The 15,336-nt window shown below is 54.6% G+C and carries 9 protein-coding genes; all 9 read right to left on the reverse strand.

The features are described 5' to 3' along the window. Positions 1-62: 62 nt before the first annotated feature. Positions 63-2,624: a zinc-dependent metalloprotease gene (locus BMW93_RS26010; RefSeq protein ID WP_090383266.1), complete on the reverse strand. Its 2,562-nt coding sequence runs from the start codon at positions 2,622-2,624 to the stop codon at positions 63-65. 32 nt (positions 2,625-2,656) lie between these two features. Beyond that, positions 2,657-3,103 carry a hypothetical protein gene (locus BMW93_RS26015; RefSeq protein WP_090383268.1) on the reverse strand — a complete coding sequence of 149 codons (447 nt, stop codon included), beginning with the start codon at positions 3,101-3,103 and terminating at the stop codon, positions 2,657-2,659. Position 3,104: 1 nt separating this feature from the next. Then, positions 3,105-4,268: an FtsX-like permease family protein gene (locus tag BMW93_RS26020; protein WP_090383270.1), complete on the reverse strand. Its 1,164-nt coding sequence runs from the start codon at positions 4,266-4,268 to the stop codon at positions 3,105-3,107. Further along, positions 4,234-4,902, reverse strand: a complete 669-nt coding sequence (locus tag BMW93_RS26025; protein WP_090383273.1) for an ABC transporter ATP-binding protein — start codon at positions 4,900-4,902, stop codon at positions 4,234-4,236. Before BMW93_RS26025 ends, BMW93_RS26020 begins: the two co-directional genes overlap by 35 nt. Before the next feature lie 448 nt (positions 4,903-5,350). Continuing rightward, positions 5,351-6,943: an amidohydrolase gene (locus tag BMW93_RS26030; RefSeq protein WP_090383332.1), complete on the reverse strand. Its 1,593-nt coding sequence runs from the start codon at positions 6,941-6,943 to the stop codon at positions 5,351-5,353. Positions 6,944-7,036: 93 nt separating this feature from the next. Continuing rightward, positions 7,037-8,683, reverse strand: a complete 1,647-nt coding sequence (locus BMW93_RS26035) for an amidohydrolase (protein ID WP_090383276.1) — start codon at positions 8,681-8,683, stop codon at positions 7,037-7,039. Positions 8,684-8,810: 127 nt separating this feature from the next. Then, complete coding sequence (locus tag BMW93_RS26040; protein WP_090383278.1) at positions 8,811-10,289, reverse strand: RagB/SusD family nutrient uptake outer membrane protein; 1,479 nt, start codon at positions 10,287-10,289, stop codon at positions 8,811-8,813. 2 nt (positions 10,290-10,291) lie between these two features. Then, entirely contained in the window at positions 10,292-13,819 is a 3,528-nt protein-coding gene (locus BMW93_RS26045; RefSeq protein WP_090383280.1) for a SusC/RagA family TonB-linked outer membrane protein, read from the reverse strand. Between the two features lie 172 nt (positions 13,820-13,991). Further along, entirely contained in the window at positions 13,992-14,948 is a 957-nt protein-coding gene (locus BMW93_RS26050; RefSeq protein ID WP_090383282.1) for a FecR family protein, read from the reverse strand. Positions 14,949-15,336 lie beyond the last annotated feature (388 nt).

Consider the following 15,336-nt stretch of genomic DNA (forward strand, 5'->3'; position numbering starts at 1 on the left):
GAGAAGCCCGGTAATGGGAATCAGGCGGGAAACGTTCCTCTCATTTCCCGCCTGTAAAATACTTATTCTAAAACGTCGCCGGAATGCGTCTGCGAGCATCCCATGAAATCCATATGCCCCATAATCGGCGCACCGGGAGGCATATCGAGCACCGAGCCGGGCTCAAACTTGACGGGGTTCTTACCGAACTCGTCGATCTGCGCCAATGCGAAAAGCATATTCGCCTTCTGTTTCGGGGCTGCGGCGGCGAGCTGTCCTTTCAGCCATTCGCTCAGCTCTCCTACTTTCAGCAATGCTTCGCCCCTTACATGCTCGGGCGCTTTGGAGTCGGCGGCGAGCATGAGCAGGTATTTCAGTGAAAGGTTATTGACCAGTGTTTGTAATTCGCCCTTATAGCCGTCCAGCGGGGACGATTTCCAGGTTTTCTCAAAAAGCCTGTCGATCACCGGCATCAGTCCGGGTTGCTTCGCGTCGCGTGCATTGTACTCGATCAGGCGCGCCGCCCGCTCGGGATTGAGCAGGTACGAGAGCGTGGTACCGGCCGCAGTCTCGGCGGCGGCAATGGGGTCGAATGTCGGGCCGGTGTGGCCGGTGAACGTTTCCAAACTGGCCGGATAGCCGCTCGGGCGCGGCGGGATTTTGCTGATCAGCGCTTCCGGCAATGCCAGTGCTTCCGGCGTGATCGTGGCGAGCAGCGATTCCAGCGCACGCCATTGCTCCTTAGGCTCCACCATCCGTGTCGTCACCTGACCATCGTTTTTAACGGCATGGGTAAAATACAACCCGCCCACCGACTTCGCCACCGCCTCGACCTGGTAACGGTGAAGCAGGTAAACCGGCACCAGCACTTCCTCGATCGTCGCCATCGGCTCGCCTTTCTGAATGGCTTTTTCGGAGAAATTGTCGAGCACTTTCCTGCGCACCTTCATGATATTCGTCATCTGGTCGATCGGGTTGGCACCGTCGTCCCACTGGTGCGATGTCGGGTGCGCATTGCCACCGATATCGGGAATATACAGAAAGCCTTGTTTCAATGTTTCCTGCATGATTTTTTCCAGTCCGGCCTCTTCGTCGGCGCCTTTCGGAAACTCGGTATAGCCCCACATTACGGCACGCTTATCCCAGGCACCAATGCCTTTTGCATAGGAATCCGAAATATCGACGGTCCCGTCCGCTTTCAGGGAAAATCTCGGGAAGGGGTAATCCATAACCGAGCCTCGGTCTTTCGGGCTGGCCGCAAAATTGTGGTTAAAACCGAGCGTATGTCCTATTTCGTGGGCCGAAAGCTGTCTCACGCGCGCCAATGCGAGTTCCTGCATCGCATTGGTTGTCTTTTTGCCATCTTCATAAGGCTGTAAAAGCCCCTCGGCGATGAGGTAGTCCTGGCGGTGGCGATCGGAGCCGAGCGTCACCACGCCTTTGATAATCTCCCCTGTCCGTGGATCGACATACGATGCACCGGACGAAAACCCGCGCGGGGCACCGGTGCGGTTGATCCAGTTCACGACGTTGTACCGGATGTCCATCGGGTCGGCACCCACCGGTAATTCCTTCACCTGGAATGCATTCTTGTAACCCGCAGCTTCGAATGCCTCGTTCCAATAAGCGCCGCCTTCGATCAATGCGGTTTTGACCGGTTCAGGCGCCCCGCGGTCGATATAATACACAATGGGTTCGACGGCTTCGCTGGGCGCATTACCCGGGGTTTTCTTTTCCAAACGGTGCCTGCGGATGAACCGCTTCACGATCGGCTCGGTCATCGGCGCCGAAAAATCCATATAGCTGAACATCCCGAATGCCGACCGCGGATCGAAACGCCGGGGCTTGTAGTTACCGTCGGGCAGCTCCACAAACGACTGGTGCATATTGATCGTCACCGCCCCGGGGTCGGGAGCGAGGCTACTGCCACCGCCGCCAAACCGGTTCACATTCGGCGAGCCGCCTGTGAAAGTGACCATCGCTTCGAATTCGGTATTTTTAGGGAAATTTTTAGTGTTTTCGAGGAAGACGACGGAACGCGACTCGTCGAGCCGGTAAGTACCTCCCCCGCCGCCCGGCTGCGCTACACTCACGGGTCCGCTCACACGCCGCACGCCCAGTCGGGCGGCGATATTCTGGCTGTCGCGGACAATGAACGGCGTAAGGTCGATCAGTAACTTCTCTCCTTCTACCGCCACCGGTGCAAAGCCCCAGATCACCGATTTGGCGAATGCATTCTCCACTGCCTTTTGCTCGTCGGCATTCTGTGAAATAGCCCGGTAGTTGGTTACCGGCTCCACCAGCAGCACTTTCGGGCCTACTTTGACAAACTTGGCCAATGCAGAACTGGCCTGTCCACGCTCGGGACCGCCATTGCCGACGCCTTCGGAAAGTGATGCGAAATAGAGGAACTCCTTATCGAGCTTATCTACTTCCAGCAGCACCTTCCCTGTTTTTTCATCATAATAAAAATTAAAAAAGCCTTCGTACTTTTTCATGCCCTGCGTGGCGGCAGCGATGCTCGCGGCGGGGGCCGTTGCCCCAGGCGCGGAACCCCGCTGGCCGGGCGCTCCGCCCTGATTTTGTGCAAAACCGAGCGTACCGGCCGCCAGCAGAACAGCCAATGCATAGAATCTCAACTTCATAGGAATCGGGTTATGGATGAATGATTTGAATACTATTTTACCTGCTCCGCTTGAAGCAGGAACACTTCCGAACGGTAATCGCCCGTCTTGTTCAGCACCAGCTTGCCCCTGATCTTCACCGGTTTGTCGGTATACCCGACTTCCTTCACCATTTTGATCTCCACCATCGACGGTATATCCCCCTGCCCGCAATAGGGGCATTGATCCATCGGAACCACGGCGAGCATAAACTCCTTGTGGTTCAGGTCGGCATTGATCGGGATCATATAACCGGGCAATTCGACAGCCTTGTTCTGCAACGCTTCCAGCCGGGCTGGAAACGCAGGGACCATCTTAAAATCGGCGTTCTTCTTGTAGGTACGTTGCGCGATGAGCTTCCAGGTGTCGTTCATCAGCGGGATATGTGCCGGCGGCTGGGCCATACCGGCATATCCCGCCAGCAATAAAATCAACAACAGCCATTTTTTTGTAATCATCATTTCAAATTTTCGACATGGTTTCAGAAATATCGGTCCGGTAGGCTTGTATGGCAGGCAGCAATGCGGCCACTAACCCGATGAGCAGTCCAGCAACGAGCAGCCAACCCTCTTCGGGCAAAAACACGAGACCGTCCAGCCGCGCCTGCGGCGAATGTTGCCAGTAGCCGATCGCGTGCAGCGCGCCATGACCAAGCAGTATCCCAGCCAGCGATCCAAAAGTGGTTAGCAACGTTCCTTCCAGCAGGATCATGCCCAACATCACCCCACGCGACGCCCCCATTACACGCATAACCGCGAGGTCATACACGCGCTGGCGCAACGAGTTGTACAGGCTCACGAAAATGCTCACGCCCGCGAGCAGCATCAACGCGACGGCGAACCAGCGTACCGCGTCCACACCTACGCCGATCAATGCGAACAGCCGTCCGCTTTCCTTCGCCGGGGAAGCCGCCTGCATGTTCGTAGAGCGGTTGATCATCGCAGGCAATGTCACCATCGCCATCCGCGACCGGTATTGCAGGAGCATGGAAGTGATTTCCCGTTGCCCGCCCGCGCCGTGCATTTCCCAGATGCTCTCCAAACCGGTGAGTACCAGGTTATCGGCCACATTTCCGCGCTTTTTCAGCACGCCGACCACGGTATAGGCATGGTCGTCATGAATATCCTCCTCCGACGAAAGCCCGTGCGAGCCGTAAATACGATCGCCGGCTTTCAGGTTCTGCGCCTCCGCCACTTCCGCGCCGATGACGATTTCAAATGCTTTCGTCCAGAAATGCCCGGCAGCCAGTTCCAAGCTGTGCAGGCCCACATAACCCGTATCAGTTCCCACAATGCGGAACCCGGCGTAGTTATCGCCCAATGCCAGCGGCACCGCTTTTTTGACCATCGGATTGGCGGTAAGCAGACGTGCCTCGTCTTCACTGATATTGCCCGTAGGAAAATCAATGAAATAGATACTGCTCAATATCAGCTGCAACGGGCTTCCCTTCGCTCCTACCACCAGATCGACACCCCGCGCATTGTCACGCAAGCGGTCGCCTACCTGGCTCACGCCGAGCAGGAGCATGGCGAGCATCCCGGTACCAAAGGCGACCAGCAGCAAATTCAGTACGAGCGTGAGCGGGTTGGCTTTAAGATTTTTCCAACTGATCCGAAATGCGTTCATGCGACAGTTCAAACATAAAATTCTTGAAAAAAGCATCCTTCACCCGATCGTCGTGCGTGGAAATGACCAGCGTAGCACTTTGCGTGACAGCCAGTTCCGACAACAGCCGGATCACAGCCTCGGCATTCCGGTTATCGAGGCTGCTGGTAGGTTCGTCGGCGAGCAACAATGCCGGCCGGTTCACCAGCGCCCGCGCAATGCCCACACGCTGGGCCTGTCCCTGGCTGAGCTCCTGCGGGTAGCTGCGTCTTAGAAGTTCCATATCCAGTGCATCCAGCACTTCGCGGATACGCAGCGGGTCTTTGCCCACACCGGCAAAAGTTTGTGCAATCGCCAGATTTTCTTCCACCGTCAGGCTGCGGATCAAATGCGGTTGCTGGAAAACGATGCCGATATGCCGCCCGCGAAACCGGTCGAGAGCACGTGCAGGAAGTGCGTATAAATCCGCCCCATTCACTACTACGCTCCCCGACGCAGGTCGCAGCAATCCACCGAGCATATGCAACAGCGTTGTTTTCCCGCTCCCCGATTCCCCCAGCAACAGCCATTGCTCACCCGCCGCAACCGTCCAGTCAGGAAAGCGCAAAGTCGTGCCGGTCGCGAAGGTTTTGGTCAGGTTGGTGGTTTGGAGCATTTTGGGTTGGTTTTGTCAGGTGTGGTCAGGTGTGGTCAAGTGTGGTCAAGTGTGGTCAGGTTTTGTCAAGTGTGGTCAGGTTTAGTCAGATGTAGTCATGTTTAGTCAGGTGTGGTCAATTGTGTTTGTTGGGTTAGTCGGTCAGAGACCGGCGTCCGCTCGGACGTAGTTGGAAACTACGCCCAACTCGTTTAATGCAAATTGTATTAAAGGAAAGGAATAAGTTGGGCGTAGTCTGCGACTACGTCCGAGCGTCACGCGGTCTCCGACCGCGACATGATCGAAAAACCGTTTACAGCAATCACTCCCGACCACGCTTGACAAAACCTGACTAAACCTGACTAAACCTGACAAAACCTGACAAAACCTGACCAAACCTGACCACACCTGACTAAACCTGACCACACCTGACCAAACCTGACCAAACCTGACAAAACCTGCCCCCCATTCACTTCCCCGTCCCGGCGTTTTCGCGCACCGTCGGATATTTGATACCGAGTTGTTCGAGATACGTCGCGTATTTCGTAGGGTCGTAATAGTACTTCTTCATTTCCGGCCGGAATTCGGACATGATCTTTTCGTTGAGATGGATCGCCGGCTTGTCGGTATCGGAAATGAGGGCTTTGTATTTCACGTCTTTGGTCTGGACATTGTTGAAATACTCCCAGGCATAGCGCAGTACTTCCGGCTTTACCAGCAGGTCGAGTAGGGTCATCGCCTCCACTTTCGCACCGGCGGTAACGCCCTTATGTGCGATGGGTGTAGCCATGGCGATCGCATTCGCCCAGTGGTGGCCCGGCAGGCCGGGAATATTCGCCGGATAGCGCAGTACCACCGTGGGGAGGTTCCATGAAATATCGGCAATGTCGTCCGAGCCGCCGCCACCTGTATTGGGCGTGGCTGACGGCTTGGTGAGCTGACTTAAAGTGGTCGCCAGGCCGTTGGTTTCCAGCGCGCCGCCTTCCGGGTTTTGCATTTCCTTCTGGGCCGCTTTGGCGAGTATCTGGTCGTCGTCCGACCATTTGGGCAAGCCTACCCGCTTGATATTCTCGTACATCGTTTCGGCAATGGCCTGGTTGAAATGCCCCGGCCAGGCGCTGCCCAGCACCTCGTAGGTCATTTTGGTTTCGGTCATCTGCGCGGCGCCCTCGGCGATGCGGATACCGTCCTTGAACATCTGGGTGATCTTCGGGTACGTCCGTTCGCGGAAGTAGTACCATACCGATGCCTTCGAAGGCACCACATTGGGTTGGTCGCCGCCGTCCTTGATCACATAATGCGACCGCTGGGTCGTTTCCATATGCTCGCGGTGGAAGTTCCAGCCGATATTCATCAGTTCCACGGCGTCGAGCGCGCTCTTCCCGCGCCAGGGCGCCGCACCCGCATGGGAGGCTTGGCCTTCGAAGTTGAACTGCACCGACACCATTCCGTTGTTCCCGCCGTCGCCGTACGAAACCGAGAGGTTATTCGCCACATGGGTGAAAATACAGGCATCCACGCCTTTGAAAAAACCATCACGTACATAATAGGCCTTGGTACCCAGCTGCTCCTCGGCCACGCCCGGCCAGAGCATGATGGTACCCGGTATCTTTTCGCGTTCCATGATCTTTTTCAATGCCAACACGGCGGTAATATTCAGCGGCTGGCCCGAGTTATGGCCCTCGCCGTGACCCGGGGCACCGTCGATAATGGGGTCGTGGTAGGCGACGCCGGGTTTCTGTGAAGCCTTTGGAATGCAATCAATATCACTGCCCACGGCGATTACCGGCTTGCCCGAGCCCCATTTGGCCGTCCAGGCGGTAGGAATGCCCGCTATGCCCTGCTCGATCGTAAACCCGTTTTTCTTTAAAATATCCGTCAGGTATTTCGAAGTCTCCACCTCCTGAAAACCCAGCTCGCCGAAACTGAATACCATATCGACCATTTCCTGGGTGAATTTCTGCTGGCTGTCGATCTCTTTGGCCATTTCCGTTTTCAGCGCATCGATTTTGGCAGCATTCATTTTTACCTGCGCCACTGTTTCCAACGGCAAAGCCAGCATTGCAGCTGCGGCACAGCCCATTCCCCAATGCCGCATTTTCCGGAACAAACCATTTGTTTTTAAAAGCATATCTGGAAATGTTTAAATGTTGACCTATTTTCCTGTACCTGAACTCCCTTCCTCTTTTACCGTCGGGTATTTAATACCTAACTGTTCCAGGTACGTGGGATATTTGGCAGGATCGTAATAATATTTCTTCATTTCCGGCCGGAATTCCTCCATGATCTTCTTGTTGAGATGCACCGCCGGTTTATCGGTTTTGGAAATGAGGGCCGTGTATTTCGTATCCTTGGTTTGTACCTCGTTGAAATATTTCCAGGCATTGGTCAGGATTTCGGGTTTTACGAAAAGGTCGAGCAGCGTCATCGCCTCCGCTTTGGCACCGGCGGTAACGCCTTTGTGCGCAATGGGCGTCGCCATCGCAATGGCATTGGCCCAGTGATGTCCGGGCAATCCGGGAATGTTGGCCGGGTAACCAAGGACAATTGTCGGCAAATTCCAGGAAATGTCCGCAATATCATCCGACCCTCCCCCGCCTGACGAGGCTGTCGCCATCGGTTTTCTTAATTGACTCAGGGAAGTGCTTAAACCGTCGTTAGCGCGTTCGCCGCCGAAGCCGGTAGCAGGGCTTCCCACTTCTTTCTGCAATGCGCGGGCCAGTTTCTGGTCTTCCCCGGTCCATTGCGGCAGGCCCACACTTTTGATATTCTCGTACATCGCCTCGGCAATGGGCTGGTTCATATGCCCCGGCCAGGCGCTGCCGAGCACTTCGTAGGTCATTTTGGTCTCGGTCATTTTAGCGGCGGCTTCGGCAATGCGGATGCCGTCCTTGTACATCTGCGTGATCTTGGGGTAGCTCCGCTCGCGGAAATAGTACCATACCGACGCTTTGGAAGGCACCACATTGGGCTGGTCGCCCCCGTCGGTGATCACATAATGCGACCGTTGGGTGGTTTCCATGTGCTCGCGGTGGTAATTCCAGCCGATATTCATCAGTTCCACAGCATCCAGTGCGCTCTTCCCTCGCCAGGGCGCCCCGCCTGCGTGCGAGGCCTGTCCTTCAAAATCGAAACGGACAGAGATCATGCCATTGCCGCCACCATCGCCATAGGAAGTACCCAGGTTGCTGCTCACGTGCGTGAAAATACAGGCGTCCACGTCTTTGAAATAGCCATCCCGGACAAAATAGGCCTTCGTAGCCAGCTGCTCTTCCGCCACACCGGGCCAAAGCATAATGGTACCGGGGATCTTCTCTCGTTCCATGATTTTTTTCAGTGCCAATACGGCCGTCACATTCAGCGGCTGGCCCGAATTGTGCCCCTCACCGTGACCTGGTGCGCCTTCGATGATCGGATCGTGATACGCCACGCCCGGTTTTTGCGAAGCTTTTGGAATACAATCGATGTCACTGCCGACGGCAATCACCGGTTTACCCGAGCCCCATTTGGCCGTCCAGGCGGTAGGGATGCCGGAAATGCCCTGCTCGATCGTGAAGCCATTCTTTTTCAAGATATCCGTCAGGTACTTCGACGTTTCGACTTCCTGAAAACCCAGCTCGCCGAAGCTGAAAATCATATCCACCATTTCCTGCGTGAATTTCTTCTGGCCGTCGATGTCTTTGGCGAGTTCCGTTTTAAGCGCGTCGATTTTGGCGGGCGTGAGTTTGGTTTGGGCGTTTGCGAGGCCGGGAAGCAAGGCCAGCACTGCCAGCCATTTGGTTAAGCATTTGTATCGTTTCATGAGATCGTTCGTTTTTGCACCGGGGCTTCGACTGCGCTCAGCCTGACACAACCATTGTCAGCCTGACACAACCATTGTCAGCTTGACACAAGCATTGTCAGGCTGAGCGCAGTCGAAGCCCCCGGTACTAGATCAGTTTATTAGTTGACAATTCCGCATTCGGGATCGGGAAAATGTACTCGGGTTGCGAGGGTGCAATGGACGGTGCCGAAAGCCCGCCGCTGCCTTTGGCCGGGATGGTAAGCAGGTTTCGCAGCAGGTCGTTCGAGCGCAGGCCTTCTCCCAGGAACTCGATGCGCCGTTCCGTCCAGATCGTTTTCAACAATGCATCGGCTGTGGCGATGTCGGCCGCCGGGAATGCATAGGTTGCATCGGAACGCAGGCGTACGGCTTTCAGGAGCTCTACCGCTTTGGCGAGGTCGCCGGTTTTGGCAAGCGCTTCGGCATAGTTCAGCAGCACTTCGGAATAGCGGAGCAGCGGCACGTAATCGGTCGTGGGGTTGGTCTGGTTGTATTTTTTCAAATACGTAAGCCCGCCCGCAACGCGTGTGAACGCGGATTTGCGCACATCGGTAGCCGGCCAGGTCGGTTCGCCCAGGATGCCCGTCGGGTTGAGGTTGTATTCTAAATTGAGATTGTACTCATAAGCGAGCGAATTTTGGCCGCTTACCAGGTTCAGAGCGGTCATCGGCATCGAGAAGATCGACTCGGTGGTCGTGTAATCTGTGAAAAACACGGTGGTAATATTGGACTGCAACTGGTGCTTCACACCCGCAGGCGCACTGAACGGCGCATTATCGGAAACGATTTTTTTCGCCTCAGCAACCGTATTGGCATAATCCCCCATTGTCAGGTACACTCTCGTTTTCAATGCAATGGCTGTGTTCTTATGCGCACGGGTGGTGTTCAGCAGCGCTGTCGAATAGTTGCCGGGCAGGTTGGTCTCGGCGTCCTCGAGGTCTTTCAGGATTTGCGCGTACACTTCCGCCACGGTGCTGCGCGCGAGGTCGTTATTGGCCGGCGTGCTTTCGCCTTGCAAGCGCAGCGGAATGCCCGGGGAAGCGCCTTTGTCCTTCACATAAGGCTGTGCGTAGCGCGTTATCAACCCGAAATAGCAGAATGCACGCACGAATTTCGCTTCGGCGATGTACTGCGCGGCTGTGGCGGCATCCACCACGTCGGGATGCTTCGGCAGTCCGTCGATCAGCAAATTCGCAGAGTTAATGGCCGTATAAGACGTTCCCCATGCCGAGGAAGCGTCATTGGAACCCGAGGTAACGGTATGGCTCCACGCGTCGTACCCCGTAAAGACATTCTGGGTACGGTTGATAAACTCTTCCCCCCGGATATCGGCCAGCATCAGGTAACGCCCGCCGTAAAGGCCGCCGTTTTTCATTGAGCCATATAGCCCATTCACCTGCCCCAGCACACGGGCGGGCGTGTCGAAAATGTAGGCATCCTGCAATGCAATGCTTGGCACCGGGTTCAACAGTTCCTTTTCATCGCATGCGGTCATCAGGGCCGTCAGGGGCAAAGCCATACAGGCCAGCCGGAACAGCAATGTATTTACAGGCTTCACAGGAGTGTTTTTGAGGATATTTTTCATGATCAGAAACCGAGGTTTAAACCAAATGTGAATGTGCGGCCCTGCGGGATGGAGTTCTTCTCCACACCCGGGGTCGTGTTGGAATTACCATTGACCGAAATCTCGGGGTCGGTACCGGTGTATTTCGTGAGGATGAATGCGTTGAAAACTTGCGCATACAACCGCACAGAGCTCAGCCCCAACCTGCTCAGGATCGTTCCCGGCACGCGGTAACCCAGCGAAACCGATTGTAACCGCAGGAAATCGCCCTTCTCCGCATTTTCGGAAATCGGCCATGAAGAACCATTGGAAAGCAAATCGCCATACACGACGCGCGGGATGTTGGTCACTTGTCCCGGCGTCGTCCAGCGGTCGAGCACCTCGGTGGTATTGTTCCAGAAGCGCTGGTCGCGCCAGGTGCCTTTGGTACCGTTCATGACGAGGTTACCGCCCGAGTAAGTGAAGTTCACGCCCAGGTCCCATTGGCCGTATTTGACATTATTGATAAAACCGCCGTAATAGGTCGGCAGCGCATTGCCGAGCAGGTAGTAATCGTCCACCGCGATAGCAGGTGCGGGAGAGCCGTCCAGATAAGTCCAGCGGCTGCCCCCCGCAGGTACCACGTGGCTGTACTGCACACGATCGCCTGCCTTGTTGATGAAGATGCGTTGGCCGTTTTCGGGATTCACGCCATCCGTTTTCGCCCCGTACAAGCTCCCTACCGAATAGCCCACGCGGGTAATATTGGTCGCTTCCGCTGCCGTGGAAGTGGTACCCACCAGCTCGGTACCCTGCCCGTACAGCTCGGTGACCTTGTTTTTATTATGGGTAAAATTGAGACTCGCATTCCAGCTCAGTTTTCCTCTGCGGATAATGTTGGCATTCACGCCCAGCTCGACCCCGTGGTTGTACATCGCGCCGATGTTCATGAATATCGCATCGCTCGGGATACCCTTCGAAGGAGATTGCGGTACATTGAGGATCAACCCGTTGACGCTGTTGGCATAGTATGTCGCTTCGAGCGTAATGCGGTCGTTCAGGAAGCTGACGTCGGCTCCGACGTTGGTCTGGTTGCTCGTTTCCCATCCCAGGTCGGGGTTACCGCCCTGACTGAAATTCCAGGTCGGCACGGCAGCGTAGAGATTCGATTCGTACAACGCGAGCGAGCCGTATGCGCTCACGCCCGAGTTGCCCACGCGTCCCCAGCTCGCGCGGAGTTTTACGCTGCTCATGATGTCGGCCAGTTTGGAATGCTTGTAAAACTCTTCTTCCGAAATGCTCCATCCGGCCGACACACCGCCGAAATTCCCGTATTTCTTGCCGCTACCCAGGGCCGAGTTACCGTCGCGGCGGTAGTTCAGGGTGAAAAAGTATTTTTTGCTAAAATCATACGTAAACCGTGAGAATACCGAAACCAATGCACTCTCCGTCAACACATTCGCAGTGGGCGAAATTTGCCCGTAACTACCCTGAAACTCGTCGAAGAACGGATCGGAAAGCTGCGTGCGGGTCGCACCCCAGCCCGATGTTGCAAATTTCTGCACATCGTAACCGGCCAGCAACGAAATATTGTGATTGGTGGCAATGGTAGTCTGGTAGTTCAAAGTATTGGTCCAGTTCCAGTTGCTGATCAGCCTACTGCTGTTGGTCGCGCTCCCGTTGGACGAGTTTCCCGGACCGTGGACGGGGCTGTTGAAGCTCACGTTCTCGACTTTCAAACGGTCCATCGCGTAGCTCATTTTGTATTGCAGCCCTTTGAAAATCTTTACCGTCGTACCGAAATTGGCGATAATGCGGTCATTTTCAGAAGTATATTTATTCAAATCAAGCATAGGAACCGGGTTGTAGAAGTTGCTCGCCACCTTGTTGTTGCCCATGCCCAGCGTATTCGACGAGCTTACATTATAGGAGCCGTCGGGGTTCACCGCGTACACATTCGGTGCGGAAAGCCAGGCAAGCCGCGCCGAGCCCACGAGCCCGAACGCATTACCGCTCAGCGAGCCGGTATTGGGCGAGGAATTCAGGCTGTTGTTATAATTGATATTTCCGGAAAACGACAGCCACGAATTGAGCTTGTGGTCCACATTGAAACGGGCCGCTTTTCGTGTAAACTGGTTGGTTTTCAGGATACCTTTCTGATTGCTGTAATTTGTGGAAAAGTAATACTTCGTCGATTCCGAGCCGCCGGAAACGCTGATGCTGTGGTTTTGCGAAACGCCCGTTTGGTACACCTTGTCGTACCAGTTAGTGTTCACGATGGAGCCGTCGTCCTGGACAATCGGAAAGAAAAGCGCCGAGGCCACGGCATCGTTGTTCGCATTGCCCCCAAGGATCTTGGCATTCATCACACCTTCGTTTTTAATATCCATAAACTGCTGCGCGTCCAGCATTTTGGGCAGGCGGGTGGCTTTGGTCATACCGGTCCAGCCTTCGTAAGTCACTTTCGCCTTGCCGGTTTTACCGCTTTTGGTCGTGATCAGGAGCACGCCGGCTGCTGCGCGCGAGCCGTAAATGGATGTCGAAGCCGCATCTTTGAGCACATCGATCGACTCGATATCCGCCGGGTTAATATCCCCGAGCGGGTTATTGGCTACGGTTGAGTTGGCCGAAATATCGCCGGTATTAATGGGAATACCATCCACCACGATTAATGGAAAGGAACTAAGCGAAATGGAGTTGATACCCCGGATACGGATCACGGGCGGGTTGTTCAGTACGCCGTTGGGCTGGCCGATGCTCACGCCCGTAGCGCGGCCTGCCAGGCCCTGATCGAAGCTTTGCACCGGCATATCCTTCAATTTATCGCCCGAAACCCGCGCCGCCGAACCGGTAAATTCTTCTTTCGATTGCGTGCCATAACCTACGACCATTAGTTCATTCAGCTGCTTGGTACTGCTAGCCAGCTTGATACTGATCGCCGACTGGCCACCCACTGCCACCTCCTGCGCTACGTACCCGACGTACGAGAACACGAGCACCGGCGCGCCAGAGTCGGATACCTTGATGATGTATTTACCATTCATATCAGTAATAGTACCCGTTGAGGTGCCCTTTACGAGCACCGCCACGCCGGGCAATGCCTCTCCGTTGTCGTTGTCGGTCACTACGCCGGATATTTCACGATCGGCCGGGCGTACGAGCGACGCCAGCAGGATTTCGGTTTTCTGGATCTGGCCGGTCGTTCTCGCCTCTTTCTCCACGATCACCACCGTGCCGCGCTGCTCTCGGTAGGAAAGGCGCGTCGGGCTCAGCAGTTCGTCGAGCACCTCGTCCACCGGCTTGCGGCTCACATCGATATTCACCCGGTAAGGTGCCACGAGCTCTTCATTGTACACAAATTTAAAACCCGTCTTTTTCTTGATCAGGTTGAATGCCTCTTTCAGGCTCCGGTCACGAAGCGTAAGGTCGATCGTCACTTCCTGAAGGCTCTGTTTGGCATCGCCCGCCGCCCGGGCGGAGGGTAACGTTACCAGCAGCGCAAAAAGCAGGAAGTACGCGGTCAGGCGTGTCCATTTGTAAATGAACAGTAAACTTCTGGTACAATTTTTCATACCTTTGAATGAGTTGGGGTTAATCGTGAAACATGAATTCCAGCATCCGGATAGCAAGATCAGTCAGTGATTGGCGTTACGTTCTGATTTTCACTATCACTCGGTCCGGCGGGCTTCGGCTCGCCGGATTTTTTGCGTTGAAAGGCGTTCGTTCATTACATAGGCACTGGGTTCAAATGGATTTTCGTTTTTTGCTAAGCGTTATCTGATTGTCTGCAAGGCGGTATTCCAGGTTGTTGGCGAGGGATAGCAGGTCGAGTATGTGCGGGAGGGAGTCGGTTGAGGCAAATTCGGCAGACATATGGTATTCCCGTATCGATTCCTCTGCCAGGATCTTTACATCGAATTTATTTTCCAGAATGGCAATCACATTCGCAAAGCTCTCATTATCAAAGAGCAGCTTACCTTCCTTCCATGCCACTGCATTGGCGCTGTTGACATTCACCTTTTTAATCTCGCGGGTCTTTACGTCATAAGAAACCTGTTCGTTGGGCAAAAGGATCTTTTTGTCGGGTCCGTCGGTGCCCTCGGCTTTCTGCACTTCCACCTTTCCGCGAGTAACGGTCACCAATATACTTTTCAAAAAGTGATACGACCGGATGTTGAATGCCGTCCCCAGCACACGGGTCGTCGTACCGGACGCTTCCACGAAGAAAGGCTTCGCCTCGTCCCTCTTAATATCGAAATACGCCTCGCCGTCGACCAACACCACTTCCCTCTTGTGTTCTTCGAAATGCCTCGGATATTCCATGCTGCTCGATTCGTTGAGCCACACCGTAGAACCATCCGGGAGCCGTATTTCTTTCCTTTCGCCCTTGGCTGTCGTCACCGCAACCGTATTTCCAAAGAGCCGGAAAGCATTATATTTCCAAACAAAGAACGACAATGTGAGCACCAGCAGTACCGATGCCGCGATGCGGAACGTCCGCGAAACTGCCATCCAAGGCTTGGTTTGCAACGGTTTCACATTTGCTGCTTCCATCGCACCTTCCTCGTCGAGTTGCCTGGCAAGCGGCTCTTCCAGCTTCCCTTCGGCCAGCAAACGGAAGAAAATATCCAGCTCCTCCCTGCTCAACGCATTGGCAACATAACGTCTGACGAGTTCTTCCAGGAATCTCTTGTCCTCCATTTTCAGGCTATTTATGATGAAGACGGGCGAGGTGGGTTTTAGGGTACCCTATTGGGTCAAAAAATTTTGTGGGTTGTTGTTGGGAGTGGTCAGGGGTTGTCATTTGTGGTCAGGGGATAGTCAGTTGTTGTCAGGGGTTGTCATTTGTGGTCAGGGCTAGTCAGTTGTTGTTGGGAGTGGTTGCTGTAATGGTTTTTCGATCATGTTGCGGTCGGAGACCGCGTGACGCTCGGACGTAGTCGCAGACTACGCCCAACTTATTCCTTTCCTTTAATACAATTTGCATTAAACAAGTTGGGGCTGACCCAAAAGCAAAAAGCCCTTTTTCTACTATGTAGAGCGAGGGCTTTTTTGTATTTTTAATTACGACATTAGAAATACATGGGCA

Source organism: Dyadobacter sp. SG02 (assembly GCF_900109045.1).
Taxonomy (GTDB): domain Bacteria; phylum Bacteroidota; class Bacteroidia; order Cytophagales; family Spirosomataceae; genus Dyadobacter.

What these genes read in the sequence shown, in the direction of transcription:
- BMW93_RS26010 (WP_090383266.1), bottom strand. Translation starts at nt 2,624, where the DNA reads ATGAAGTTGAGATTCTATGCATTGGCTGTTCTGCTGGCGGCCGGTACG.
- BMW93_RS26015 (WP_090383268.1), bottom strand. Translation starts at nt 3,103, where the DNA reads ATGATGATTACAAAAAAATGGCTGTTGTTGATTTTATTGCTGGCGGGA.
- BMW93_RS26020 (WP_090383270.1), bottom strand. Translation starts at nt 4,268, where the DNA reads ATGAACGCATTTCGGATCAGTTGGAAAAATCTTAAAGCCAACCCGCTC.
- BMW93_RS26025 (WP_090383273.1), bottom strand. Translation starts at nt 4,902, where the DNA reads ATGCTCCAAACCACCAACCTGACCAAAACCTTCGCGACCGGCACGACT.
- BMW93_RS26030 (WP_090383332.1), bottom strand. Translation starts at nt 6,943, where the DNA reads ATGCTGGCTTTGCCGTTGGAAACAGTGGCGCAGGTAAAAATGAATGCT.
- BMW93_RS26035 (WP_090383276.1), bottom strand. Translation starts at nt 8,683, where the DNA reads ATGAAACGATACAAATGCTTAACCAAATGGCTGGCAGTGCTGGCCTTG.
- BMW93_RS26040 (WP_090383278.1), bottom strand. Translation starts at nt 10,289, where the DNA reads ATGAAAAATATCCTCAAAAACACTCCTGTGAAGCCTGTAAATACATTG.
- BMW93_RS26045 (WP_090383280.1), bottom strand. Translation starts at nt 13,819, where the DNA reads ATGAAAAATTGTACCAGAAGTTTACTGTTCATTTACAAATGGACACGC.
- BMW93_RS26050 (WP_090383282.1), bottom strand. Translation starts at nt 14,948, where the DNA reads ATGGAGGACAAGAGATTCCTGGAAGAACTCGTCAGACGTTATGTTGCC.